This is a genomic window from Rhodococcus sp. 15-2388-1-1a (genome assembly GCF_002259145.1).
Lineage (GTDB): Bacteria > Actinomycetota > Actinomycetes > Mycobacteriales > Mycobacteriaceae > Rhodococcoides.
Genome location: NZ_NPFP01000039.1, coordinates 94,084 through 118,323, shown reverse-complemented (window position 1 = coordinate 118,323; position 24,240 = coordinate 94,084). Strand labels below are relative to the sequence as shown.

General features: G+C 64.3%; 25 protein-coding genes. 10 read left to right on the top strand and 15 right to left on the bottom strand.

What is annotated here, in order from left to right; genetic code table 11:
- The first annotated feature begins 121 nt into the window (after positions 1-121).
- Positions 122-1,669, top strand: a complete 1,548-nt coding sequence (locus CH302_RS21030) for an AMP-binding protein (protein ID WP_094650029.1) — start codon at positions 122-124, stop codon at positions 1,667-1,669.
- A gap of 27 nt (positions 1,670-1,696) precedes the next feature.
- Here CH302_RS21030 and CH302_RS21025 read toward each other — a convergent pair whose 3' ends face one another.
- A complete protein-coding gene (locus tag CH302_RS21025) occupies positions 1,697-2,707 on the bottom strand; it encodes an NADP-dependent oxidoreductase (RefSeq protein WP_230596167.1) in 1,011 nt (336 codons plus the stop codon).
- The gene (locus tag CH302_RS21020) at positions 2,704-4,428 is read right to left on the bottom strand and encodes a PEP-utilizing enzyme (RefSeq protein ID WP_037188429.1); all 1,725 of its coding nucleotides are present in this window, start codon (positions 4,426-4,428) and stop codon (positions 2,704-2,706) included. The genes CH302_RS21025 and CH302_RS21020 overlap by 4 nt, the downstream gene beginning before the upstream one ends.
- A gap of 159 nt (positions 4,429-4,587) precedes the next feature.
- Here CH302_RS21020 and CH302_RS21015 point away from each other — a divergent pair, with 159 nt between their 5' ends.
- The 3 genes from CH302_RS21015 to CH302_RS21005 are packed head-to-tail and all read left to right on the top strand — an operon-like array spanning position 4,588 to position 7,069.
- Positions 4,588-5,364, top strand: a complete 777-nt coding sequence (locus tag CH302_RS21015) for an SDR family NAD(P)-dependent oxidoreductase (protein WP_037188431.1) — start codon at positions 4,588-4,590, stop codon at positions 5,362-5,364.
- A 48-nt stretch (positions 5,365-5,412) separates the two neighbouring features.
- Positions 5,413-6,255: a mycofactocin-coupled SDR family oxidoreductase gene (locus tag CH302_RS21010; RefSeq protein WP_037188432.1), complete on the top strand. Its 843-nt coding sequence runs from the start codon at positions 5,413-5,415 to the stop codon at positions 6,253-6,255.
- Positions 6,256-6,274: 19 nt separating this feature from the next.
- Positions 6,275-7,069 (top strand): maleylpyruvate isomerase family mycothiol-dependent enzyme, encoded by a 795-nt coding sequence (locus tag CH302_RS21005; protein ID WP_037188433.1) that lies wholly within the window; start codon positions 6,275-6,277, stop codon positions 7,067-7,069.
- Positions 7,070-7,077: 8 nt separating this feature from the next.
- Here CH302_RS21005 and CH302_RS21000 read toward each other — a convergent pair whose 3' ends face one another.
- The 5 genes from CH302_RS21000 to CH302_RS20980 all read right to left on the bottom strand — a co-directional run bounded on the left by CH302_RS21000 (position 7,078) and on the right by CH302_RS20980 (position 11,493).
- Positions 7,078-7,857: a ThuA domain-containing protein gene (locus tag CH302_RS21000; RefSeq protein WP_037188434.1), complete on the bottom strand. Its 780-nt coding sequence runs from the start codon at positions 7,855-7,857 to the stop codon at positions 7,078-7,080.
- A 16-nt stretch (positions 7,858-7,873) separates the two neighbouring features.
- Positions 7,874-9,262 (bottom strand): dihydrolipoyl dehydrogenase, encoded by a 1,389-nt coding sequence (lpdA, locus tag CH302_RS20995; RefSeq protein ID WP_037189035.1) that lies wholly within the window; start codon positions 9,260-9,262, stop codon positions 7,874-7,876.
- Positions 9,263-9,281: 19 nt separating this feature from the next.
- Positions 9,282-10,043 (bottom strand): SDR family NAD(P)-dependent oxidoreductase, encoded by a 762-nt coding sequence (locus CH302_RS20990; protein WP_037188435.1) that lies wholly within the window; start codon positions 10,041-10,043, stop codon positions 9,282-9,284.
- A 39-nt stretch (positions 10,044-10,082) separates the two neighbouring features.
- A complete protein-coding gene (locus CH302_RS20985) occupies positions 10,083-10,781 on the bottom strand; it encodes a histidine phosphatase family protein (RefSeq protein WP_037188440.1) in 699 nt (232 codons plus the stop codon).
- A gap of 70 nt (positions 10,782-10,851) precedes the next feature.
- Positions 10,852-11,493, bottom strand: coding sequence for a TetR/AcrR family transcriptional regulator (locus tag CH302_RS20980; RefSeq protein WP_230596168.1), 642 nt, complete (start codon positions 11,491-11,493; stop codon positions 10,852-10,854).
- Positions 11,494-11,542: 49 nt separating this feature from the next.
- Here CH302_RS20980 and CH302_RS20975 point away from each other — a divergent pair, with 49 nt between their 5' ends.
- The 5 genes from CH302_RS20975 to mftM all read left to right on the top strand — a co-directional run bounded on the left by CH302_RS20975 (position 11,543) and on the right by mftM (position 15,905).
- Positions 11,543-12,262: a TetR/AcrR family transcriptional regulator gene (locus CH302_RS20975; protein WP_230596169.1), complete on the top strand. Its 720-nt coding sequence runs from the start codon at positions 11,543-11,545 to the stop codon at positions 12,260-12,262.
- Between the two features lie 74 nt (positions 12,263-12,336).
- Entirely contained in the window at positions 12,337-13,071 is a 735-nt protein-coding gene (locus tag CH302_RS20970; protein WP_037188442.1) for a ThuA domain-containing protein, read from the top strand.
- 107 nt (positions 13,072-13,178) lie between these two features.
- Positions 13,179-13,484, top strand: a complete 306-nt coding sequence (locus tag CH302_RS20965) for a hypothetical protein (RefSeq protein ID WP_052047385.1) — start codon at positions 13,179-13,181, stop codon at positions 13,482-13,484.
- A complete protein-coding gene (locus tag CH302_RS20960; protein ID WP_037188444.1) occupies positions 13,481-14,854 on the top strand; it encodes an aromatic ring-hydroxylating oxygenase subunit alpha in 1,374 nt (457 codons plus the stop codon). The genes CH302_RS20965 and CH302_RS20960 overlap by 4 nt, the downstream gene beginning before the upstream one ends.
- Before the next feature lie 223 nt (positions 14,855-15,077).
- Positions 15,078-15,905, top strand: coding sequence for a mycofactocin oligosaccharide methyltransferase MftM (gene mftM / locus CH302_RS20955; protein ID WP_037188445.1), 828 nt, complete (start codon positions 15,078-15,080; stop codon positions 15,903-15,905).
- 81 nt (positions 15,906-15,986) lie between these two features.
- Here the strand turns inward: mftM and CH302_RS20950 are convergent, their stop codons facing one another.
- The 6 genes from CH302_RS20950 to CH302_RS20925 all read right to left on the bottom strand — a co-directional run bounded on the left by CH302_RS20950 (position 15,987) and on the right by CH302_RS20925 (position 21,651).
- Positions 15,987-17,252, bottom strand: coding sequence for an acyl-CoA dehydrogenase family protein (locus tag CH302_RS20950; RefSeq protein ID WP_032404639.1), 1,266 nt, complete (start codon positions 17,250-17,252; stop codon positions 15,987-15,989).
- A 153-nt stretch (positions 17,253-17,405) separates the two neighbouring features.
- A complete protein-coding gene (locus CH302_RS20945) occupies positions 17,406-18,413 on the bottom strand; it encodes a helix-turn-helix domain-containing protein (protein ID WP_082323508.1) in 1,008 nt (335 codons plus the stop codon).
- 147 nt (positions 18,414-18,560) lie between these two features.
- On the bottom strand, positions 18,561-19,808 hold the full coding sequence (locus tag CH302_RS20940) for a molybdopterin molybdotransferase MoeA (RefSeq protein WP_052047386.1): 1,248 nt from the start codon (positions 19,806-19,808) through the stop codon (positions 18,561-18,563).
- Positions 19,805-20,047 (bottom strand): MoaD/ThiS family protein, encoded by a 243-nt coding sequence (locus CH302_RS20935; RefSeq protein ID WP_037188446.1) that lies wholly within the window; start codon positions 20,045-20,047, stop codon positions 19,805-19,807. The genes CH302_RS20940 and CH302_RS20935 overlap by 4 nt, the downstream gene beginning before the upstream one ends.
- An 18-nt stretch (positions 20,048-20,065) precedes the next feature.
- Positions 20,066-21,091: a GTP 3',8-cyclase MoaA gene (gene moaA / locus CH302_RS20930; RefSeq protein WP_230596171.1), complete on the bottom strand. Its 1,026-nt coding sequence runs from the start codon at positions 21,089-21,091 to the stop codon at positions 20,066-20,068.
- Entirely contained in the window at positions 21,088-21,651 is a 564-nt protein-coding gene (locus CH302_RS20925) for a molybdopterin synthase catalytic subunit (protein ID WP_052047387.1), read from the bottom strand. The genes moaA and CH302_RS20925 overlap by 4 nt, the downstream gene beginning before the upstream one ends.
- Positions 21,652-21,900: 249 nt before the next feature.
- On the opposite strand from CH302_RS20925, the gene CH302_RS20920 reads away from it, so the two are divergent.
- A complete protein-coding gene (locus CH302_RS20920; RefSeq protein WP_037188448.1) occupies positions 21,901-22,908 on the top strand; it encodes a helix-turn-helix domain-containing protein in 1,008 nt (335 codons plus the stop codon).
- A 19-nt stretch (positions 22,909-22,927) separates the two neighbouring features.
- On the opposite strand, the gene CH302_RS20915 is transcribed toward CH302_RS20920, so the two are convergent.
- Together CH302_RS20915 and fdxA are read right to left on the bottom strand one after the other, a co-directional pair.
- Positions 22,928-23,917, bottom strand: coding sequence for an NAD(P)/FAD-dependent oxidoreductase (locus tag CH302_RS20915; RefSeq protein ID WP_037188449.1), 990 nt, complete (start codon positions 23,915-23,917; stop codon positions 22,928-22,930).
- Positions 23,914-24,228, bottom strand: coding sequence for a ferredoxin (fdxA, locus tag CH302_RS30450; protein WP_037188451.1), 315 nt, complete (start codon positions 24,226-24,228; stop codon positions 23,914-23,916). Before fdxA ends, CH302_RS20915 begins: the two co-directional genes overlap by 4 nt.
- Between the last annotated feature and the right edge of the window lie 12 nt (positions 24,229-24,240).

Sequence of the window (24,240 nt, the reverse complement as noted above, 5' to 3'; positions counted from 1 at the left end):
CACCTCTCTGCAGACTTTGTTTACGTCTTCACCAGTATCGTCACCACACTAGCGCAATGTAAGTAGAATCACTATAAAGTTACTTCAACCCGTCGCGTCACACCTTTGGAGGATCGATCCCATGCTCGACCGAATCAGAGATCGAGCACGAGTCGATCCGTCAGGCCGGGCATTGACGGACGACACCACCTCGATGACGTGGTCCGACCTGCTCAGCGCCCTCGAGGCGCTCGGCGAGCACCTTCTCGAGATCGCCCCCGATTCCGACGACCGCATTGCCGTCATCGGCGAGAACTCCAGTCCGACCCTGCTCACCCACGTGGCGGCCATTGCGCGGGGCGTCGGCACGGTCGCCGTCTCCCGTCAGCTGACACCGAACGAGATGTCGGAGCAGTTCCTCGACTCCGGAACCGTCGCGGTGGTGACCGGTCCGGCCGGTCTCCTCTCGTCCCGCGCCGCCGCGGCCACCGCAGGCCTACGCGAAGTGATTGCGCACGGGTGCGACGGTGCCGTCGACACGGTGGACTGGTCGGAGGCCGTCACGCCGCGACGAACTTCCTCTGCATCCACGCCTCCGACCGAGCGCCCCGCGCGTCCACCTCTGGTCTACACATCCGGCACGACCGGCCGCGCCCGCGGCACCCAGGTGCGATGGTTGCCGGCCACCGGCCAGAGCGCTGCAGAATTCGCCGACGCGGTCGCTGCGAGATCCGGCTACCCGGACGGAGTACACCTGGTCGTGGGACCACTCCAGCACAACGGTCCGTTGACCGCCGTTCGGCACCTGCTCTCCGGCCACCCAGTAGTGGTGCTGGGCCGCTTCGACGCCGAGAAGACGCTGGATTCGATCGACGGCCACCGCGTCACGTCCACATTGATGGTCCCGACGCACTTCCAGCGGCTGCTCGCACTCGATACCGACACTCGCTCGAAGTACGACGTCTCCAGCCTCGAGTACGTTGCGCACACCGGCTCGGCGTGTCCGCCGGATGTCAAGCGATCCATGATCGACTGGTTCGGGCCGGTTCTGGTGGAGTCCTACGGCGGCAGCGAAATCGGGACGGTGTGCAAGATCGACTCACCGGACTGGCGTACACATCCGGGGTCGGTCGGGCGCGCAGTACCGCCGTTCGAGGCAGTCGTGGTCGGCGCCGACGGACACGAACTCGACCGTGGGCAGGTCGGGGTACTGGGCTTCCGAACCCCGCCGGAACGCAGCGTGGTGTATCACGCCGATCCCGAAAAGACAGCAGCCGCTTACATTTTGCCGGGCGTGGCAACCCTGGGCGATGTCGGCTACGTGGACGAGAACGGGTTCGTCTTCATCACCGACAGAGTCGCCGACATGGTGGTGTCCGGGGGCGTGAACCTCTACCCCGCCGAGAGCGAACGAGTTCTGGCCACACACCCTGCCGTCGCGGAGGTCGCGGTCATCGGAGTACCGGATGCCGACTTCGGTGAAGCCCTGCTGGCTCTGGTTGTCCCTGAACCGAATACAACGCTGGACACCACCGAACTCGCAGGGTTCGCCAAGGCGGCGATGGCATCGTACAAGTGCCCCAGACGCTACGTGATCGTCGACGAGCTGACGCGTAACGTCATGGGAAAGCTCGACAAGAAGGCACTGCGAGCACCGTACTGGGACACCGACCGAACCATCGCCGGGTAGACGTCCGGTCCATCGGGACGACGCGGGTCAGGACACCCGGACCAGCATCTTTCCGATGTTGCCGCCGCCGAGCATCGACAAGAATGCGTCGGCCGCGTTGTCGAGGCCGTCGTGGATCGTGGACTCGGCCACGATGTCGCCGGCAGCGAGCCAGCCGGCGACGCGGTCCTCGAACTCGCTCCTGAGGTCCTCGTGATCACGAACGATGAAGCCCTTGATGGTGATTCGCTTCAGGATGACCTCGATCAGACGGTCCAGGGGTGGACTGTCCGGACCGCCGTTCGAGATCATGCCGCACAGTGCGACGCGGCCTTGCTGTCGGAGCGCGGACAGCGCAGCCACGAGGTGATCGCCGCCGACGTTGTCGAAGTAGAGGTCGATGCCGTCCGGTGCCGCATCACGCAGCGCAGCACCGACAGGGCGGGCGCGATAGTCGATTCCTACGTCGAACCCGAACCGATCACGCAGCAGGGCTGCCTTGTCCGGTCCCCCGGCGCTCCCGATGACCCGCGTCGCACCGAGCAATCTCGCGAACTGACCCGCGGCACTTCCCACTGCGCCCGCAGCTGCGGACACGAACACCGTGTCTCCCGTTCGGATCTCACCGGCGCGCTGCAGTCCGCAGTACGCCGTGAATCCGGTTTGGCCGAGTATCCCGAGCCAGTGGTGCAGCTCGATACCGCGTGGGGCGATCACCGTGGCCGCAGCGGTGTCGAGCACCGCGTGTTCGCGCCAGCCGAGCCGATGCCGGACGTAGGAACCCGCGGGCACCTCGTCGGTGCCCTCGATCACCACCCCCAGCGCCGAGCCGTCGAGAGGCGAACCCACCTCGATGTTGGTGGTGTACTGCATGTTCGACGTCCCCAGGCGTCCCCGCGTCGACGGATCGACGCTCATGAAGATGTTGCGGACGAGAAGCTGATCCGCAGCGCGTTCGGGTAGCGGTAATTCCCGAACGTCGAAGTGTCGGGCTTCGGGTTCGCCCGAGGGCCGCTCGGCGAGAAAGACTGCTCGGGTCGCGGTCACGACACCACTCACGTCAGTTCCAGAATGGTGACCGTGCCCTTGGATCCGTCGATCTCCACGAGCGTACCGTCGGGAATGCGACGGGTCGCCGCCTGAACTCCTGCAGCGCAGGCGATACCGAGTTCGCGGCTGACGATCATCGCGTGGGAGCCCATGGCCCCGACGTCGGTGATCGCCCCACCGGAGACCATGAACAACGGTGTCCACGACGGATCCGTCTGTGGCGCAACGAGGATCTCACCGACCTCGAACTCGCCCAGTGCCGCCATCGAGGTGATCACCCGAGTGCGGCCCTGGGTGACGCCCGGTGACGCGCCCGAACCCTGCAGCACGTCGCCCACCTGCACGGACTCGATGGCCGACTGGCCTTTGCGAGCGAGGGAGGACAACGGCGGGAATGCCTCGCGCCCGTCGAGGAACGTCGGCAGTTCCAGGCCGAACAGTTCCTTCCAGTCGCGATGGCGTTGCGCGAGTACCGGTGCGATCGACTCGGGCGCACTCGCCAACACGTCGAGTTCTGCGTCGACGGCCATGAACACGTGGTCGGCCGATTCGAGACGGCCCTCCGAGAACAGTCGGCGTCCGAGCTCGACGAGCGGAACCCGCGCTTCGTGCAAGACCTTGATGCAGTTGGTCTTGGCCCGCTCCCGCCATGCGGCGAAACGACGAGCCGACGCAAGCGCGGCGGTGAGAGTTGCTCGTCCGTCGGCATCGTCGCCGACGATGTCCTCGGCCTTCTTCAGCGCCGTGTCGGTGGCCGATGCGTGGTCGGCCAGCCGCGCATGTGGTGAGGCCGCGTCGTCCTGGAGCCGAAGCCTGTCGACGAGACCGAGAACCAGTTCGGGTCGGGTTTCCCACGACACCGATCCGAGATCCCATTCGTTGGGTCCGCGGTAGCCGAAGTCGAGCAGGAACTGTTCGAGCTGTGCGTCGAACGCGGAGTCGATCCCGTGCACGCGCGCACCGACACCCTCGATGCCCTCGTCGAACGCGGCCATCAGCCTGTCGTTGGCCCGTGCCAGTCGACCCAGATCCCACAGTGCATACGACGGCAGCGCCGAATCGACGTCGCCTGCGGCACCGACGAGGGTCACGATGAGGTCCTGATGCTCGGCACCGAGCAACTGACCGAGTACGGCGGGGCCCACCGCGGAGCAGTTGGTGGCGACGACCTCGCCGCGCCACGCCACTCGTTCCAGGGGCATCACCGAGCGTGCGCGCGCGACGAGAGCAGCCGGGGTCAGCACCGACAGGTCCGGCCGTTCGGTACGCAAGCGGTCGGCGAGGGTTCGGTCCTCCTCCAGTTCGGGAAAGTCCTCGGTCGAGAGCGCCCAGGCATTTCGGGCTTGCAGGCGCTGGCTTGCGTCCGCGTTCTCGTCGTCCGGATGTGCCACGTAGGGAGGGATATCGGGGTCCCCGCCGTACCAGAGCTGGTCGACCAACTCGACGGGCAATCCACCGCGAATGCCGGTCAATCGCGACATCGACATGTTCACGTAGAGATGGCCGTAGAAGATGGCCGCCGACGCCGTCAGATCGGGCGACTCCGCCAATGAGTAGCTACCGAAGCTGGCATAGCCGAAGTTCCATCCCGGCAGGATGTTCTGAATCCAGCCCAGATCTGCGCCGAGCGGCGTGATCGGGTCCGACAGCACGTCACTCGCGTTCAAACGTGTGTACACGGGGAGACGGGTGCTCGGCTCGGTATCGACCAACCAACGCTGTTCGGACATGTCGCTTCTCGTCTCTGACGTCATCGTCGACGTCTCGGTGGATAGTTTTTTGATTCGTTCTGCACATTGCTGTGACTTCCGCCACTCTACATGCAAGACTGTAGACGATGACAAGTTACTTGTCCGAGATCCCGTCCGACATTTCCGAGGAGAACTTCGATGAAACTGCAAGACAAGGTTGTTGCCGTCACCGGTGGAACTCAGGGCATCGGTCGTGGCATCGCCGAGGCGGCCTTGGCCGAGGGCGCGAAGGTCTCACTCAACGGCCGCTCGGCCGAGAAAGGTGACAAGGCCCTCGCCGAATTCGGTGTCGGAGATCGCGCCGCGTTCTTCGCAGGAGACGTCACCGTTCAGGCGGACGTCGAGAACTTCATCGAGCAGACGGTCTCCACCTTCGGTCGAATCGACGTACTGGTGAACAACGCCGGTGGCGCGAAGGACTTGCAGCCCACGGTCGATCTCAGCGACGAGGAGTGGACGTTGGTGATGAACTGGAACCTGAACTCCAACTTCTGGGCGACCCGCCGAGCCCTGAAACACATGCTGCCCAACAAGTACGGCCGCATCATCAACATCTCGTCCGTCGAAGGCAAGCACGGCAAGCCCGTGTTCACGGCATACGTCGCGGCGAAGCACGCCATCAACGGAATGACGAAGTCGATCGCCCGTGAAGTCGGAACCCAAGGGATCACTGTCAACTCGATCTGCCCCGGACTTGTCATCACCGACATCATCAAGAACAACGGCCCCAGCACCGCCGCCGCAATGGGAATGTCGTTCGAGGAGATGGTCGCTCTGTTCGCCGAGGAGTCGGCCATCAAGCGCCCCAACACGATCGAGGAAGTGTCGGCAATGGCCATGTTGCTCGCATCGGACGCAGGTGCCGGAATCACCGGTGCCATCCTCAGCGTCGACGGCGGCACTGCGTCCTACTGAGCTCCCCCGATCGCCAACCGACAACCGACAACCGACAACCGAAAGAAGATCATGGGTCAGTTCGACGGCAAAGTCGCATTCATCACCGGAGCAGCACGGGGCCAGGGGCGTTCGCACGCCGTCCGCCTCGCCGAGGAGGGTGCCGACATCATCGCTGTCGACATCTGTAAACCCATCGACAGTGTGACTCCCTTCTATTCACTGGCCGAACCGTCCGACCTCGCGGACACGGTCGATCTCGTGGAGGGCCTGGGCAGGCGGATCGTCGCCCGTGAGGCAGACGTCCGTGACCTGACGAGCTTGAGGAATGCGTTCGAGGAGGGCCTCGCCGAACTCGGCCGAGTCGACATCGTGCTGGCCAACGCAGGCATCTTCATCAGCCACGACGCTGCGGACGCACCAGAGCAAGCGTGGCGCGACGTCATCGACATCAATCTCACGGGTGTGTTCTTCACGGCGCAGGTAGCCATTCCGCGACTGATCGAACAAGGCGAGGGCGGCGTCATCCTGTTGACCAGCTCTACGGCAGGCATACAGGGTTATGCAAACGCTCCGCACTACACGGCGAGCAAGCACGGAGTGGTCGGCTTGATGAAGAGCCTCGCGCAAGAGCTTGGGCCACATGGCATTCGGGTGAACTCCATTCACCCCACCGGCGTCGACACACCGATGATTCAGAACGAGCGGACGTGGGGGTTGTTCTCGCCCGGCGATCCCAGCCCGACCAGAGAGAAAGCCGCAGAGGCGATGAAGGTATCCAACCTGCTGCCCGTTCCGTGGATCGACCCGCGTGAGGTGAGCAACCTCGTTGCCTGGCTCGCATCGGACCAAGCACGCAACGTAACGGCCTCCCAGTACTCCATCGACGCCGGTGCAGTGAACCGGCCATGAACACGACGAGGATTCATTCATGAGCACAGCCGGATTGTCTGCCAGTCGCGAACTCGCCGAGCGCTATTCGGTGGTGATCAGAGGGCTCACCGCGGACGAGTGGGCTGCCCCCAGTCGCTGCGCCGGATGGTCCGTCAAAGACCTCGTCGCGCACACGGGATCGAATTTCAAGATCATGGTGGACCCGCCGGCCCACGACCCGTCGGCACCCGTTCCGACGACAGCGGAACAGGCGCAGAACCTACTGGTCGATGCACGACGCGACTGGTCGAGCGCGCAGGTGGCCGACGAATTCCTGTCCAACGCGGACGGCGCACTCGGCGTGCTCGAGGCGATGCAGGGCAGCGAGCTGGCAGCGACCCCGATGACACTGACCGATCTGGGAACCTATCCCACCCATCAACTCTCGGATGCGTTCGCGTTCGACATGTGGTGCCATCTCTACGTCGACCTGCTCGGACCCGACGGTCCGGTGACACGCGATACACCCGATCCCGAAGACGACCTGGTCCGCACTGCCGTCGATTGGATGTGGACCGGCCTACCGCAGATGTGCACCCCGGTCAGCGGCGTCCTCGACCGGCCGCTCGGCGTACAACTCACCGGTGCAGGCGGCGGCGAATGGACCCTTCGGCCCGGCTCGCAACTCCTGACGGTCGAATCCGGAATCTCGGGTGCCGATACCGTGGTCCGTTCGACTGCAACGGATTTCGTGCTCTGGGGCACCACACGAAGTCCGTGGCGAGCGCATGTCTCGATCGAGGGTGACCGAGCCTACGCCGAGAAAATTCTCGACACCGTCGACATCATCTGAGCACTCGGTCAGTCGTGGGCCGCTGCATCTCCGGTGACGGCCCACGACAGGCACCGCTCGAACACGGTGCGGAACTCCGGAACCGTCCAGCTCCCCCGGTCCACCCGGCCCAGATCGTCGATGCCGAGATCCTGTACGTCGAATCGCCCTCGGCAGTGACCGAGCGTGAAATAACAGACGGTCCCGCGACCGTGGTCCTTGAGGTATAGCACCGGACGTGGCTCGTCGTCGGCGGTGTGTCCTTCCTCGAAACCCGTCGACTCACCGACGAATCGAGTGTGCGCCAGGACCTGAATCGGTTGATGGAGTTCGCTGACGTAGAGCTCGTCGGTCACCTCGAACGAGTCGATCCCGGCCACGAACGGGTGGGCCGGATCGGTGATCTCGACCGTGTACGGCGCGATCGGTGGGTGACCGAGGAACTGGCTTCCCAGCACGGGAGCAATGGTGCTCAGAGATCGTGGCGTCACGTATTTGCTCGCCGATCCGGGTGAAGTCCTCTCGATCGCCGAGTTGGTGCCGTGCAGGGCCAGCCATCGTCCACCGCGAGAGACGAACTGCGCCAAAGCATTCTGCTGCGCTTGATCGGGAACCCGATTGCACGTGTACGTGATGAGGAGGTCGGCCGTGGCCACCGCCTCGATACAGTCGTAGTCCTCGAACACTCTGGTCCGAACCTGCTCGTACTCGGCCACTGCCGACAACAATTGCAGGCGTGCGTAATCGAAGTCGTGCCACTGCCCTCCGCATACGAGAACAGCATCGAGTCGGCCTGCCGGTCCCGGCATTGCTTCTCCTTGTTCGTCAGCTGTGCGCGTGCAGCGCTTTCCCCGCCAACGCGAGGTGCGCCTCCCCCAGAGCTTCTGCCTGGGTCGGATGGGCGTGTACGTGCTGGGCGACGTCCCCTGCGGTCGCCTGCCAGTTGTAGATGAGCTGAGCCTCCCCGATCAGTTCACCGACACGCTCGCCCACCAGGTGGATTCCCACAACGCGACCCTCCGGTCCCGCCTGGACGAGCTTGACCCCGCCGGACGTGCGGAGAATCCGACTCTTGCCGTTACCGGCGAGGTCGTAGACCACCGTTGCGACCTCACCGAACTGCTTCGCGGCTTCGCTCTCGGTCAATCCCACCGACGCAACCTCCGGGTTCGAGTAGGTGACTCGCGGAATTCCGGTGTCCTCGATGGGAGTGCAGTCCAACCCTGCCAACTGCTCGGCAACCAGAATGCCCTGAGCGAAACCACGGTGTGCCAGTTGCGGACCGGCCACGATATCGCCCACCGCGAAGACCCCGGGAACCGTCGTCTGCAGCCATTCGTCGATGACGACGAACCCCCGGTCGAGCTCGATTCCCGCCTCCTCGAACCCCATGTCCGCAGTACGCGGCCCACGGCCGACGGCCACGAGCATCAGGTCCGCTTCGAGCTGCGATCCGTCGCTGAGATCGACGTGCACGCCGCCGCCCGGTCGTTCGGTGACTCCGCTGAACGAAGTCCCGGTACGCAGAGTGAGACCTCGTTTGCGGAAGGCTCGTTCTATCTGTTTGGTTGTCCACGGATCCTCCGTCGGCAGTAGCGTCGCGGCGGCCTCGACAACGGTCACGTGCGCGCCGAGCGAGGTCCAGACGCTGGCGAACTCGCATCCGATCACACCGCCGCCCAGCACGACGACACTGTCCGGAACGACATTCAACTCCAGAGCACGATCGCTGGTCATGACCGAACCGCCGATGTTCAGGCCAGGCAACGACTTCGGTCGAGAGCCCGTGGCCAGCACCAGGGCTTCACCGCGGTACGTGCCGGTTCCGCCGTCGGCGAGTTCGACCTGCACGGTGCGATTGTCCACGACACGTCCGCGACCGGCGACGAGCTCGATCTCACGGGACGCCACCAGCCCCTGCAGTCCGCGGTACAGGCCGGCCACCACCTCGTCCTTGTACTTGTTCACCGCAGTCATGTCGACGCCGTCGAGCGTCGCCTCGATCCCGAAAGTCGATGCCTCTCGGACCGAATCGGCGATCTCGGCCGCGTGCAGCAGCGCCTTGGTGGGAATGCATCCGGTGTGCAAGCACGTGCCGCCGAGCCTGCCGGCCTCGATCATGATGACCGACATGCCGAGCTGGGCTGCCCGCAGTGCACAGGCGTACCCGCCCGAACCGCCGCCGAGGATGACGACGTCGGCGGTGCCCGTCAGCTCACGTGTCACGCCGCGCTCAGAAATCGAAGCGGTTGGTGAAGCCGCCGTCGACCACCATGTTGATTCCGGTGATGTGCCCGGCGGCGGGCGAGGACAGGAAGGCCACGGCATTCGCAACGTCCTGTGCCGCAGCCAGTTTACCGAGCGAGGCCGACTCGAGGGCAGCCTCGTACAGTGCCGGACGACTCGTCTTGATGGTGTCCCAGGCACCGCCCTCGAAGAAGACGGGGCCCGGTGATACCGCGTTCACTCGGATACCGGCAGGTCCGAGTGCGCGGGCCTGCGCCGACGAATGTTGCAGGACAGCGGCCTTGAGTGCACCGTAGCTGTTGGCCGTACTGATCGGTCCGGCCTCGAGCGCGGACGTCGTGCTGATCGTGACCACCGATGCGGAGCCGGACTTCTCGAGGTGTGGCTTGGCCGCTTCGATGAAGTTCACCAGGCTCATCAGGTCGACGTCGAAGCTGTTCTGCCATGCCTGCGCGCCTTTGCCCGTTGCAGCGGAGGCGTTGACCACGACGATGTCGATTCCACCGAGGGCACCGGCTGCATCCTCGACGAACGATGCAACCGCGGCGGCATCACCCACGTCGACCGCCTTGTGGAAGACGGTCCCCAATGCGGACAGTTCTCCGGCAACCTCGTTCAGATGCTCCTCGCCGCGGGCGCACACACCGACGGAGGCACCCTCCGCCAGAAGTGTGCGGGCGATCGACAGGCCGATGCCGCGGCTCGCGCCACTGATGATTGCGCGTTTTCCGCGAAGATCGAGATCCATGTGAGACTCCTTGAATATGACGTGATTCGACTGCAGGACTTATAGATTCATGGCTCCGACGTGCGACTGGAAGTCGAGTACATGAGTGAAATCGTTCACCGATTGGACCGCGCGACGCGTATCGGCACCGCGCACCACACTCAGCGAGGTGTGGTGGACTCGGACCGGCATGTCGAATGCGCTACCCAATGCGTCGGCGAGCACGGCATTGATGACACCACCGTGGCAGCTGATCACCACTCGCCGGCCCAGATGCGCGTCGACGATCGACGAGATCTGGCGGAGAACGCGCGCATGAAACTCTGCGCCGTCCTCGGCGTAGGTGAACGCACCGTAGCGACGAGTGCGAATGTGATCGCGGAACATGGCCGCGACCTCCTCGTGCGGTAGCACCTCGAACGGAGACTGGTCGGCCGGAAACTTCTGCCACGGTTCGTATTCGGAGAGTTCGTCACGCACGACGGGCTCCAACCCGTGCTTACTCGCGATGAGAGTGCCGGTACGTAGTGCGCGACGCAACGGGGAGCTGTAGACCGCATCCACCCGTGTGCGCGCGAGTCGGTTCGCGACCGCCTCCGCTTGTCGCTCACCGAGTTCGGACAGGGGTGGGTCGACGGTCTCCCGCGCACTGAGTTCTCTGCTCAGTACCTGCTCACCGTGCCGAACCAGAATCAGTTCACAGAGCCCGGTCAGCGGGGCAAAGGGATTGTCGAGATCGATCGACCTGGCGCGCGGCATGAACCCAAGTCAACCACAAACTGTCGTCGCTCTAAAGATACTTCGCAAAATCGGTGCCGCGAGAGCCCTTTCAGACGCTCGAGATGTCGGCCGCGAGCTCGCGAACTTCCTCGGAGAATCGACGACGTCCGAGATCGGCCAGGACCGCGTCCTCGGTGAGCCACGACGAGGCCGACACTTCGAGCAGGGTCGTCAACGCGACAGCGGCCGCACCCTGCTTCGCTTTGGACGCGATGCCGCTTCGAGTGCGCAATTCGGCCGAGAACAGCGCCAGCATCACCGAACGCACTTCTCTTCGCAGAGTTTCGATGGACAGACTCCAACCGGGCGATCGGGTGAAGTACACCAATGCCGCAGCACGGTGCTGATCCGTCCATTCGAGCAACGACGAAATGATGTCACCGAGAGCAGCGTCCGGATCGGCCGCGATCTCTGCCCGCAGTTCGCCGAGAAGGCCGTCCGCGAACAAACGCAACCCGGCGAGCAGAACCTCGTCCTTCGACGGGTAGTGGTAGTAGACGGCCGCCGACGTCATCTGGGCCTCCGCAGCGATATCGGCCACGGTCACGTCCTCGATGGACCTGACCGAATACAGATGCATGGCAGCGTCCACCACTACTTCGCGTCGCGACGGCCGGTGCGCCGCACGCTTGGCACCCTTGTCCGCCGGGGGCGTCACCGTCGATTTCGGCTTCACTGCCTTTGCTGCCATGACGTAGATCATGGCACCATGCAGTGACCCGGGTGCCGAGGAGGACGCTGTGCCGCGACGAACCAGCAGCTCACAGTCGAAAGTCGACGAGAGTTCCGAGCCGGAGGCTGCCGCCGATTCTCCCGTTGCGTCCGAGCCGGATGCCGCATCCCTCAAAGGATCTGCCCACCGGCCCTCTCGACGCCACCTCATCGTCCAGGCAGCGGTGCGCGTCTTCTCCCGCAAAGGATTCGCGGAGACGTCGATTCAGGAGATCGCCGAGGCAGCGGGCATGGTCCCGACTGCGGTCTACTACCACTTCGCCAGCAAGGAAGAGCTGTTCGATACCGCACTGGGCTACGCGATGGATGCCAGTACCGCCGCAGCCCAGGCAGTTCGACCGGACGACACCGAGGCCGATGCCGCTGCGTTCAAGGATGTCGTCGATGCCGTATGGGACTGGACCGAGGAACATCCCAATGCGGCCCGGATGTTGTTTCTGCAGGTGGCCGGCGGTGCCACGCCGGGGACACGTCTGCTGACGAAGGAATACGAGGACAGGCACGTCCGTCGCGCCTTCGACTATTTCCCCGACGCCGAGATACCGGCGAACAAGCGATCGGCCGCGGCGCAGCACGCCGCGCGATCGCTGCGAGCACGCACGATGATTGCGACGACCATCGCCATCCAGCCCCTGAGGATCGAGGGCGGGCCCTTGTCCAACATCGCGGTGTCGCGTCTCCGGTCGGCCACCACCGATGTGTGCGCGAAAATGATCGAGGGTCGCTGAACCTCCGACGGACGGGCACCACCGTCGAGTAACTTGACTGAAACAACAGTCGAGACTCTGAATGGACGTCCCTCATGCGTATCGCGGCTTTTTCCGGTGGACACTCCTTCGATCGCGACGCGTTCGCCGGATTTCTGGAGTCGATGCCCGGTGAAGTCACCTGGTTCGAGCACCCGGACGCGAATCCGGGGCCGGAAGCGTTCGACGTCTCACTGCACTACGACATGCCGGGCACGTTGCCCCGGCCGTCCGCGCCCCCCGATTCACTACGCGACGCAGTGAGGGCCGCACCGAAGTCCGGACACGGGTATGTCGTGCTCCACCACGCCATCGCATCGTGGGCCGCCTGGGACGAGTGGGCCGAGTTCGTCGGCGGCCGCTACCTGTATCGACCAGGCGTGGTGCGGGGCGTCGAGCGACCCGATTCGGGCTATCGACACGCGGTTCCGCAGCACATCTCCGTCGTCGACACCGACCATCCGATCGTCGCAGGGATTCCCGAGTCGTTCGACCTGACCGACGAGACCTACCTGTGCGAAGTCTTCGAGGACGACGTGACACCGCTGCTGCGAACCGACGCCGAGATGACCGACGCCGTTCACTTCTCGACCGCCTCGGCCATGGCGGGCAGGCGCGACGATCGCACGGGATGGCAGCACGCGCCCGGCTCGTCGCTGGTCGGGTGGACCAAGACGAACGGTCGTAGCCGGCTGGCCTACCTGCAACCGGGCGACGGGGCTCCCACCCTGTCGGACCCCGTCTACCGCAGGCTCGTGGGGGCAGCGCTCCGATGGGCCGCTCGGCAATAGTTATTGGAGTCGCACTAAAGAAAACTGTGCTCATCGTCACTGTTCGCTGATACAGTTAGTGGATAGAGCATTAAGTAACACCTCTACTGATCATCAAGGAGATTGCGATGCGACAGATCAAGCATCCGATGAGCCACGCGATCTACGAGTTCGACGACGACTTCAACGTCCTGGTCACCACTCGCGACGGCAAGACCGGCACGTTCGACCCGGAAGGTCGCTACCTCCACGGCGAGGTGAAGGCTGTGGATCCCGAACTGGCCCGATGGGTGGGGCTCGGCCCCCGCGCTCCCGTTCCCATCACCCAGAACCGACGTTTCATGGGCGCTGCGAAGCTGCTCGAGAAGATGCAGGCCGACAAACAGGCGCAGGACGCCCTCGCCATCACGCTGGAACAGGGAGGCAAGCTGTGACCGATATCGATGAGCGCGCCACACCACCCGTCGAGAACGGGACGGGGTACCAACGACTGCTCGAGACCGATACTCATCCGGTGCCGGACATCCTGCGCGAAGAGTCGCACGAGCAATACGCCGACCAGAACTTCGTTCCGGTGTCGCGCTACATCAGTCGCAAGTATCACGAACTCGAGCGAGATCGAGTCTGGTACAAGGTATGGCAGATGGCGTGCCGTGAAGAAGAGATCCCCGAGCCGGGCGACACGCTCGTGTACGAGATCTGCGAGAAGTCGATTCTCCTCGTCCGCGGTAAGGACATGGGCATCCGTGCGTTCTACAACTCGTGCCTGCACCGTGGCCGCACCCTCCGCGAAGAGGACGGCCCGGCCGGAAACGAAATCCGTTGCCCCTTCCACGGTTTCGCCTGGAACTTCGACGGCTCGCTCAAGTCGATGACCTGTGCCTGGGACTTCCCCCAGGTCGACAAGTCGAAGATGGATCTGCCGCAGGTCAAGGTCGACACCTGGGGCGGCTTCGTGTTCGTCAACATGGACCCCGAGTCCGAATCACTGGACAGCTTTCTCGGTGACCTCGGAAAGCACTTCGAGGCCTGGCCTCTGGAAGATCGCTTCATCCAAGCGCACGTTGCGCAGGTCATTGCGGCCAACTGGAAGATCGCGCAAGAGGCGTTCTCCGAAGCTTTCCACGTGATCACCACTCACCCACAGCGCGTCGTGGGCACCGGTGACTCCAACAGCCAGTACGACAGCTGGGGCAACTTCAACCGCGGTATCACGGCGAACGGCGTACCGAGCCCGCACATCAACTTCGTCCCGTCCGAGCAGGAGATGTTCGACTCGATGATCGATGCCCGCATCGACGAGGACCCGATGGTGACGCTCCCCGAGGGTGTCACCGCGCGCGAGATGTCCGGCATGCTGGCCCGCGAGGGTCTGCGCGAGATCATCGGTGATGTCAAGGCGGACAACATGTCCGACGCGGAATCACTGGACAGCATCTACTACACCGTGTTCCCGAACTTCCATCCCTGGGGCGCATACCAGCGCATCGTCTACCGATTCCGACCCAACGGTGACGACCACGAGACCTCGATCATGGATGTGTACCTACTCGCACCGTTCAAGGGCGAACGGCCCAAGCCTGCCAAGACCCAGTGGTTGCGACCGGAGCAGTCGTGGCTGGAGGCAACCGTGCTCGGCAGTTCGGCGCGGGTGTTCGACCAGGACGCGTACAACATGCCCAAGGTACAGAAGGGCTTGAAGTCGGCGCAGTCGAAGACGCTGCCGCTGGCTCGATACCAGGAAGTCAAGATCCGGCACATCCACCACCTGCTGGCACAGTGGATCGGCGAGGAAGCGGACTGACACCGGCGACCGTCCGAGGGGCCGGCATGACGGGAGGAATCGGTCGGCCGTCGAAAGCAACTGACCATCCGGGTAGGTAGCCGCCCGTCCGGCGCGCGGGGTCCGCAGCGTCCGAGCGGCCCGAACTGCTCCGGAGCGGCAGATTCGCCGAGCGTCGTGTGGAACGCTCGACCTCACCGAGGGGACGACCTCACCGGGCGTCCGACGAACAGAATGGCTTTCGATGACCGAGCTGGATGCACTGGCACCGAGCCCGGATGGAGTGTGGGCTCACGAGAACGTGGTCGTTCGGCATCTTCCCGGACTGGAGTTCGACGCGGCCCGGACGGGGTCGACCGTGCAGGTCGGCCACGGCCTGACGTCGGCCGACATCGGTGAGCGCCTCGTTCCGATCGTGACCGCACAGGCGCGTCATGTGGGTCTCTCTCAGCGCGAGTTCGAGCTGGTCCTGGTCGGGATCGTCCGCACCACCGTCGCCGATCCGGTCGACGCATGGGCCACCTATTACCGAAATTCGCTGGACGAGCTGCTCTCGGGAACCGCCGACTTCGCACCGGTCCACGAACGCGCCGAGAAATCGGTCGTCGGATCGGTCCTCGACCTGGGTTCGTGTTTCGGCTTCTTTCCGCTACGCCTGGCGATGAAGGGTCACTCGGTGACTGCGACGGACCTGTCGGCGGGCACCATGCGGTTGCTCGCCACCGTTGCCCCGCACCTCGGGATCACGCTCGACACCATGGTGTGCGACGCTGCGGATGTTCCCGTTGCCGACGGCAGTGCCGACACGGTGACTGCACTGCATCTCCTCGAACACGTCGACGCCGAGACCGGCTCCCGCATAGTGGAAGAAGCGCTACGCATCGCACGCACTCGTGTTGTGGTTGCCGTGCCCTTCGAGACCGAGACCACCGCCTGCCACGGACACGTCCGCACGTTCGACGAGGCGTCGTTGGTCGAGCTCGGTCGGTCGACAGGCCGGCAGTTTCGGACGTCCGAACACCACGGCGGGTGGCTCGTGATCGACAAGGCCACGACTCACCAATTGGTCTGACCGGCCGCTGGAGACAGCACACGGCAGTACCGGTGTGGTGTCAGGATCGCAGTGGATCCTGACACCACTGCCTCTGTGGGTCTAGGCGTGCTCGGGTACCGACAGTCGATTCTCTGCAGCGGCGAGTGAGTCGAATCCGTCTGCCTTCAGCAGATTGTGGACGTTGCGCCGTCGGACCCCCATGTTGCCGCCGTCGTAGACCGGGAAACACAGGACGTCTTCCATGATCGCGGCGATCGGGGTCAGGTTCGTGTACGCATCGACGCCGACGAGACGCATCGCGTCGTACACCACCTGCACGGCCGTCTCGGACGCGAAAATCTTTGCCTCGTTCGCCAATTCACGATCGCGTCCGCCGGTGCGGTCGAAGTGGTCGGCGGCCTTCCACGCGAAGTAGCGGACCGCCTCGATACGAGTCTTGATGTCCACCAACATGTATCCGGCGTTCTGATACTCGATGACCGGTACCGGACCGGAGCGGTGGTCGGTCTTGGCGAAGTGCAGTGAGTAGTCGAATGCAGCTCGCATCCTGCCCACGCACGCGGCAGCGATGGACGAGCAGGTCCAGGAGAAGGCAGTGGCGACGATGTCCAACCCGTCGCCCGGCTTGCCGATGAGGTTGCCGACCGGCACCCGTACGTCGCGGAATTCCACCCGCGGCGAATTGGTGGCGCGATGTCCGATGGTGTCGATCATGTCGGTGATCTCGACCCCGGGCGTTCCCTTCTCCACGACGATGACGGCGAGCGACTCCGACGGCGGCAGTGCAGGATCGGTACGGCAGACCACACTGATCAGGTCGGCACCCTGACCGTCCCAGCCCGAGGCATTGGTGGTGTAGTGCTTGGCACCGTTGATGACCCACTCGTCGCCCTCGCGACGCGCGAAGGTCCGAATTCCGACGGTCGGGTCCTCCGAATCGTAATTCGCTCCGCCGGTCACCTCTGTGTAGGCGATCGCAGCCAATCGGGGTTCGCCGTCGCAGAACAACGGGAGCCAACGATTCTTCTGCTCCTCGGTACCGAAGTTGATGATCGGGTTGAGTCCCAATCCCGTGCCCAGCAATGCAGTCGGAGTGTTGATGTCGACCCGAGCGAGTTCCTCCGCCGCCAGCGCGAAGGTGAGATTGTCGAAGTACGCGCCGCCGTATTGATCGGGAACCAGTCCCTTGACGAATCCGAGACCGGCCAGCTGCTTGTAGACCGGCTGCAGTGCGTAGAAGCGATCCTCGGGGCGCGGGATGGAGGAAATAGCGGGCGCTACTTCGCTCAGAATGTCGTCCGCCACTTGCCGCGCCTGCATGCGCACTGCCATCTGCTCGGGGCTGAGCTCGAAACTCAGGGTCATGTGAGACTCCTCGATGTCTGTCCTGGTGGGGGTGAAGAACGGAATCGGGCGACGCTGCCCTGCACACCATGTTTCACGGCCCGATGCATCCCGGTCTTGTACCGGACTGCGCCGTCGTCGGTACCGTTCTGCACTCCCGAACAGAGAGTCCTCCTACGCCAACTGCGACATTTCCCCTGTCTTCACCGACGCGCGGTATTCGACCGGACTGCATCCGAAGCGCGATCGAAAGGTCTTGGCCAGATGGGCCGAATCCGAGAAACCCCACGCTGCAGCTATCGTTCCGATCGATCGAGTGTCACGCGAATCGGCAAGCTCACGGCGACACGCTTCGACGCGATGCTCACGTACGACGGCACCGAACGTGGTTCCCGTCCTCTCGAAGAGCGCATGGAGCGTGCGTACCGATACCCCGACATGGCGGGCCGCATCGGTAGCGGGAACTCGGCCGAATGCAAGCCTGGAGTCGATGTACCGAACTACGGACACCCGAAGTGCTTCGTCGGTCTCCGACGAGCATCCAGTACCCCGTTGTGTCCCTCCCAGTACTGCACGCAGCAGATCGACATGGGCAGCACCGATCATCTGCCGCTCGGCGGTCTGCAGCGAGGAATCGGTCCGCCAGGTCTCCACCATCAACGAGCTGAGCAGGCGAGCAGAACCCGACGAACTTGCGAAACGCCGCGCAGTGGTCGCTGCCGACGGGCCGACCACATCTGCCAGCAGAGGGCGCGGCAGTCGGAAGGACAGCACTCGCCACAGTTCGTCGTTGCCGGGCTCGACGAACTCGAGCCGGTACGGGCGAGTCGAGTCGACGATGGCGAACTCGCCTCGGGAGACCGTGCACTGCCGCCCGTCCTGAGTGGTCGTACAGTGGCCGTCGAGCTGCAGATTGACGAAGACGACGTCCTCGTCCGCGCGGGCGACCTCGCGCCTTCCGTGATCGATTCGCTGTGTGCAGGAGGCGATCTCCGCTGCGTTGCCACCCCCGATCGCCGCGGAGCGCACCCATCCGGGAAGTCCGGAACGCGACGAACTGTGTTCGACGTGATCCCGGGATCGCCACGGTGCAAGAGGGGTGAATGCCTGGCAGAGAACATCGGCCCAATAGCTCATCTGATCGGCCGGGCCGAGTCCCCGGGTTGTCCAATACGACGTCATGATGCACTCCGCGCTAGGTTCGAGTGCACACACGGTAAGCCTTGGGCGTAAGCCATCCGAGGCATTTGCGTTACGAAATGCGTGCACTCTCCTCACACCGGCGTGCAGGGCGCGGAGAGGTTCCCCGCGCCGTCGGAGGCAGGTACCTCACCGCGTCGACGCGACCGAGTCGAGCATCCAGGCGGGGTACTCATCCGGCGGACCCAGGCCGCCGTCGGAGGGCGGAATCACGATCAGACAGTTGGCATGGGCGAGCGCACCGACCGAGTGCGATCGAATGATCGTGGCGTCGTCACCGTCGACGACGCCCAGCATCACCCGGGGTATCGCCGAGGCAGGAGGCGTCTGCCCCTGCGCCCTGACCGTTCTCATCGTTCTTTCCGCCTGCGGGTTTCGCAGTGCCGTAACGACCACCGGCCGGACGAACAGTTCGTAGGAGATCAATGCGCTGACCGGATTTCCCGGCAGGCACACGATCGGAGTTCCGCCGAATCGACCGCACGCCTGCGGTTTTCCCGGCCTGACTGCGACAGAGACGAAGTCGACCTCCTGATCCGCGAGTGCCAGCCGAACCACTTCCTCGGTACCGGCGCTGATACCACCGGTCGTGACGATGACGTCCGCAGCGTCGGCGCACCGGGCGAGTGCCGCCCGACATGCGTCCACGTCATCGGCCACAGCCGGTTCGAGGTGCACGTCGGCACCGCACCGGGTGAGATCGGCGACGATCATCGCGGCGTTGGCATCGTGAAACTCACCGTTCGCGAGTTCGGTCCCGAGGCCGCGGATCTCCGATCCCGTCGAGAGCACAGCGACAACCAGAGACGATTCGACCCGAACGTGGGTGCGGCCGAGAGCGGCGAACAGGCCGACCTGGGCGGGGGTGACCATCGTCCCTACCCCGACAGCGATATCACCGACCTCCAGATCCGACGCCCGGGCGCGAATGTTGCTCTTGGAATCGAGCGAGTGGACGGTGACCTCGGCCGAACCGAACGACTCGACGAATCCGCTGGTTCTCTCGACCGGGATCACCACGTCTGCACCGAACGGCACCACGGCCCCGGTCATGATCTGGACGCACTGACCCGGCAGAACGTGCAGCGGCACCGGTTGCCTGCCTGCGACGCTGCGAGCGGAGACGAGCAACCGAACGGGCGCACGGCCCGCACCGTCCACATCGGCAGCGCGGACGGCGAATCCGTCGACCGCCGAGTTGTCGAACGCCGGCAACGCGTGGTCGGCAACGATGTCCTCGGCCAACACTCGTCCCACGGCACTGTGGATCGGCACCGAGCGAACGCGTGGCGACACGCCCAGTCGGTCCACAGCACAGCGATGTTCGTCGACCGTCCGATGCGACGTCGGACGAATATCGACTCCTGCCGACTTCATCCGCCGGAAATCGGAGGCAGCACTGCGATCTCGTCCCGGTCCGAGCACGGCGAATCCTCGCTACGACCCAGCGAACGACCGTTTATCCAGATCCGAGACACAGCAAGCACATCCGCGAAGGGCGCGCCGTACCGTTCGACCGCGGAATCGAGCACCCCTCGGACGGTCGACCCAGGAATCTCTCGCGCCGCCTCACCGGCGATCTGACGGGCCGCTGCGAACATCAGGACTTCGGCCATGAACCTCTCACTCTCCGATCATCCACCGATGTAGGACATTTCGATGCGGTCGCGCACTGCACCGTCGTTCGTTCCGGCTCGTAGCTCCGAGTAGCGATCGTCGCGGCGCAGCCACAGCGCCGACAAGCGCGCAACGAGGTCGTCCTGCGAGGCTCCCGATCGCAGCAGGGCCCGCAGATCGGTTCCCGTCGAGGAGAACAGACACGTGAACACCTTGCCGTCAGCGGACAACCTCGCGCGGGTGCACGTTCCGCAGAACGGTTCCGATACCGAACCGATCACGCCGATTTCGCCGCTGCCGTCGAGGTAGCGATACCGCACCGCCACCTCACCGTCGTATTCCGCGTCGACTCTCTCCAGCGGATGGCTCCGTCCGATCGTGTCGACGATCGATTCGACGTCGACGACCTGGGCCAGCTCCCACCTGTTGGTCGCGCCCACATCCATGTATTCGATGAAGCGCACCACGACGTCGGTGCCTCGGAACCGTTCGGCAACGGCCAGGATCGAGCCGTCGTTCACTCCCCGGCGCACCACGACGTTCACCTTGACCGGCGACATCCCGGCCCGCACAGCCGCGTCGATGCCGTCGAGCACGGTCTGCACAGGCACGCGGGTGTCGCTCATCCGGGCGAACGTATCCGGATCCGTTGAATCGAGGCTGACGGTGACACGGCGCAACCCGGCCGCCACGAGTTCTTCGGCATGCGCAGCGAGCAGTGAACCATTGGTGGTCATCGCCAGATCGATGTTCTCGATCGAACTCAATCGCTCTATCAGCGTGGTGATTCCGGCGCGTAGCAGCGGTTCACCGCCGGTGAGACGTACCTTGCGAATTCCGATGGTTGCCGCCGCGCGGGCAACTCTGTCGATCTCGTCGAAGGACAGCAGCCTGCTCGCATTCAGGAACGAATGATCGGGGCCGAATTCGGCACGGGGCATGCAGTACACGCAGCGAAAATTGCACCGATCGGTGACCGAGATCCGTAGATCGCGAAGGACTCGCCCACGAGTATCGCGAACGCCCACGTCGAGTCCGCTCACGAGGAACGTCCGTAGGTGGCGGGCAGCCACTGCGAGGCCGCCCGCTCGACGCCCTCGATCTGCACTCCGGTCTCGACCCAGTCGCTGACTCCGGCCCGCTGTTCGAGCTTCCACACCGGCACGGACGCTTTGAGAACGTCGATGCAGAACTGCGCGGCCAGGAAGGCATCGACGCGATGACCCGAGGACACACAGACGAGGACGCCGGCCTCACCGAGTGGAACCGATCCGACTCTGTGCAGCAACGCGATACGTCCGATTCCCGGCCACCGGTCTCGCGCCGCGGCCGCGATCTCGAACAGTCGCACTCGCGCCACCGACTCGTAGGCCTGGTAGTCGATCGACACGACACCATCTGCGGGGCGACCCGCGACGTCCGTCGAGTATTCGCGAACCACCCCGGTGAAGATCACGACGGCCCCGCACTGCGGCAGTGTCGCCCAGTCGATCGTCGCCTCGACCGACAGATCGTCGGCTACCACGGCGACATACGTATCGGTCGCGCGTGCTTTCGGAGTCGTATTCGCATCCACTTCTCGGACAGTGTCGACTTCGCCCACGGCACACCCCTTCCACCTCGTGTGCACCGAGGATTGCCGAATCGGGTGATCCACAGTTGACCGTCAGTGACGGCTAGTTGATCCGCAGAGACCACGCTGCGACGTCGTCGCAGGACTTTCCGGCAATGTTACGAACAGCCAATCGAGCCGAAACATTGCGCGTTAACCTCGAACGAAGCCCCTCCATCGCGGTGATCGACACGATCACGACGAGTCGATCACGGTGGGCTCCTACGACAAGGGGTTCTCATGCTCTCCAGATCCGGATTCTCCATCCCGGCCCGGACGACCAGCCGCGGGGACTGGTGCGACATGTTGAACGAACACTTCGTGGCACTCGATGTCGCCGATGTGGCCGACAGCCGATTCACCGGGGCCGTTCGCTCGATGTCGCTTGCGCACCTGCAGGTTTCGAGCGTTCGATCCACGACACAACGCATCGCTCGTACCGACTCGCTCATCGAGAAGGACCGTATCGAGTACGTGCAGATCGGGATGATCCGTCGGGGCCGCGCGATCGTGGTTCAGGACGGTCGCGAATGTTCGCTCTCACGCGGCGACTTCGCCATCTACGACACCTCGCGACCGTTCGACTGGATCATCGACGGCCACCCCGACGACGACCAATGGGAGCTCGAGGTCTTCACCTGGCCACGGCACATGCTTCGACTCGACGACCGCGAGTCCAGCGACATGACAGCCATGGCCTTCGACGGGTCGGCCGGCTTCAGCGGCCTCCTCGGACGATTTCTGCACGACCTGGGGTCGACCCGCTCGGCACTCGGTGCCTCCGGGGCCCAGGCGATAGCCGACGAGGTCGGAGATCTGGTCAGCGTGATCGCCCGCAACACCACCACCAACCCGACGATCGACTCCCCTACTGCAGCACTCGTGCGGTCCGCACAGCGGTACATCGACGATCATCTCGCGGACCCCGAGCTCTCGCCCGGCACGGTCGCGGCGGCGATGCTCGTCTCGACCCGCCAACTTCACCGCGTCTTCGCCGCCAGTGGCACGACGGTGGCCCGCAGCATCCGCGTCAAGCGACTCGAGCGGTGCCGTCGTGAGATCATCGCCAGCATCTCGGCCGACCGTTCTCTCGGGCAGATCAGTCGACGGTGGGGATTTGCGGACCTCGCCGTGTTCAGCCGGGCATTCCGCGAGCAATACGGCATGAGCCCCCGTCAGTACCGCGCCGCTGCGTGCGCCCACTCGGACGACCCACGAGCGATCACCCGCTCGATGCGACCGAACTGACCCGTAGGACCCGCTGGGGTCAGTGAATCGAGTCGCTCGAGTGCCCCGGCACGATCGGTGCCGAGCCGTCCACCAGCGGAGCGATGTGATTGACCGCGGTGGCTGCCTCCGCGAAGCCGACCGCGATCAATTTGACCTTGTCCTCGTGTCCGGCAACGTCACCCACCGCGAACACTCGCCTCCGGTTGGTGCGCATCGTTCGGTCGACGGCGATGTCGCGTTGGTACTTGTCCAACCCCCACGTTGCGATGGGTCCGAGCGCCGCCTTGAATCCCAGTGCGGCAACCACACTCGACACCGCCAGCTGTCGCCGCTCCACCCCGGCACCGTCGACGATCGTCACCGATTCGACAGCGTCCTCGCCTGCGATCTCCTCGACCTCGAACGGAGTGAGAACATCGACACTCGACCGCTCGAGCAGACCCAGACTGTGGGCGTGCGCTCGAAAGTCGTTGCGCCGGTGCACCAGTACGACCGATTTTGCGATCGGCTCCAAGCTCAGTGCCCAATCCACCGCCGAATCACCGCCGCCCACGATCATCACGTGTTCGCCGGCCAGATCGTTCAGCCTGGGCACGAAATACCGTAACCCGCGGTCGTGGAACTCCGACCCGGCGGGCAGCGGCCTCGGCGTGAACTTCCCGATCCCCGCTGCCACCAGTACGGCCTTCGCGACGACGGTGGCACCCTTGTCGGTGGTGATGCGAACGGAGTCCTCGAACTCCTCGAGCTCGGTCGCGACGTGTCCCATCAGATACGTCGGTCTCGCCTGCTCGGCTTGCTCGACCAGTGCGTCGACCAGATGTTGCGCCTTGATCGCCGGGAAGCCCGCGACGTCGAAGATCTTCTTCTCCGGGTACAGCGCGGCCAGTTGGCCGCCGGGGTGTGGCAGGGCATCGACGACGGTGACCGTCAGTCCTCGGAAGCCCGCGTAGTAGGCACCGTAGAGCCCTGCCGGGCCGGCTCCGACGATGATCAGGTCACACTCGGAAACCGTTGTGTCACTCACTTCTTCGCCACTTCGTCGATCGTCGGATGGTCGTGCCCGACCGGCCCGAGATCCTCCGCGCCGCCGGAGGCCTCGGCGTCCTCGCAGAACTCCACTGCGATGTCGACGAATCGCTTCTGCTCGTCCGGGATCTTGTGTTCCCAGAAGATCGCGTCGTTCGGGCACGCGGGCATGCACTTTCCGCAGTCGACGCACTCGTCGGGATTGATGTACATCATCCGAGCGCCCTCGTAGATGCAGTCGACGGGGCACTCCTCGGTGCATGCCTTGTCGAGTAGGTCGATGCACGCTTCGGTGACGACGTAGGCCATGGCGAAATCCTC

What these genes read in the sequence shown, in the direction of transcription:
- CH302_RS21030 (WP_094650029.1), top strand. Translation starts at nt 122, where the DNA reads ATGCTCGACCGAATCAGAGATCGAGCACGAGTCGATCCGTCAGGCCGG.
- CH302_RS21020 (WP_037188429.1), bottom strand. Translation starts at nt 4,428, where the DNA reads ATGTCCGAACAGCGTTGGTTGGTCGATACCGAGCCGAGCACCCGTCTC.
- CH302_RS21015 (WP_037188431.1), top strand. Translation starts at nt 4,588, where the DNA reads ATGAAACTGCAAGACAAGGTTGTTGCCGTCACCGGTGGAACTCAGGGC.
- CH302_RS21005 (WP_037188433.1), top strand. Translation starts at nt 6,275, where the DNA reads ATGAGCACAGCCGGATTGTCTGCCAGTCGCGAACTCGCCGAGCGCTAT.
- CH302_RS21000 (WP_037188434.1), bottom strand. Translation starts at nt 7,857, where the DNA reads ATGCCGGGACCGGCAGGCCGACTCGATGCTGTTCTCGTATGCGGAGGG.
- CH302_RS20990 (WP_037188435.1), bottom strand. Translation starts at nt 10,043, where the DNA reads ATGGATCTCGATCTTCGCGGAAAACGCGCAATCATCAGTGGCGCGAGC.
- CH302_RS20985 (WP_037188440.1), bottom strand. Translation starts at nt 10,781, where the DNA reads ATGCCGCGCGCCAGGTCGATCGATCTCGACAATCCCTTTGCCCCGCTG.
- CH302_RS20980 (WP_230596168.1), bottom strand. Translation starts at nt 11,493, where the DNA reads ATGGCAGCAAAGGCAGTGAAGCCGAAATCGACGGTGACGCCCCCGGCG.
- CH302_RS20970 (WP_037188442.1), top strand. Translation starts at nt 12,337, where the DNA reads ATGCGTATCGCGGCTTTTTCCGGTGGACACTCCTTCGATCGCGACGCG.
- CH302_RS20965 (WP_052047385.1), top strand. Translation starts at nt 13,179, where the DNA reads ATGCGACAGATCAAGCATCCGATGAGCCACGCGATCTACGAGTTCGAC.
- mftM (WP_037188445.1), top strand. Translation starts at nt 15,078, where the DNA reads ATGACCGAGCTGGATGCACTGGCACCGAGCCCGGATGGAGTGTGGGCT.
- CH302_RS20950 (WP_032404639.1), bottom strand. Translation starts at nt 17,252, where the DNA reads ATGACCCTGAGTTTCGAGCTCAGCCCCGAGCAGATGGCAGTGCGCATG.
- CH302_RS20945 (WP_082323508.1), bottom strand. Translation starts at nt 18,413, where the DNA reads ATGACGTCGTATTGGACAACCCGGGGACTCGGCCCGGCCGATCAGATG.
- CH302_RS20940 (WP_052047386.1), bottom strand. Translation starts at nt 19,808, where the DNA reads ATGAAGTCGGCAGGAGTCGATATTCGTCCGACGTCGCATCGGACGGTC.
- CH302_RS20935 (WP_037188446.1), bottom strand. Translation starts at nt 20,047, where the DNA reads ATGGCCGAAGTCCTGATGTTCGCAGCGGCCCGTCAGATCGCCGGTGAG.
- CH302_RS20920 (WP_037188448.1), top strand. Translation starts at nt 21,901, where the DNA reads ATGCTCTCCAGATCCGGATTCTCCATCCCGGCCCGGACGACCAGCCGC.
- fdxA (WP_037188451.1), bottom strand. Translation starts at nt 24,228, where the DNA reads ATGGCCTACGTCGTCACCGAAGCGTGCATCGACCTACTCGACAAGGCA.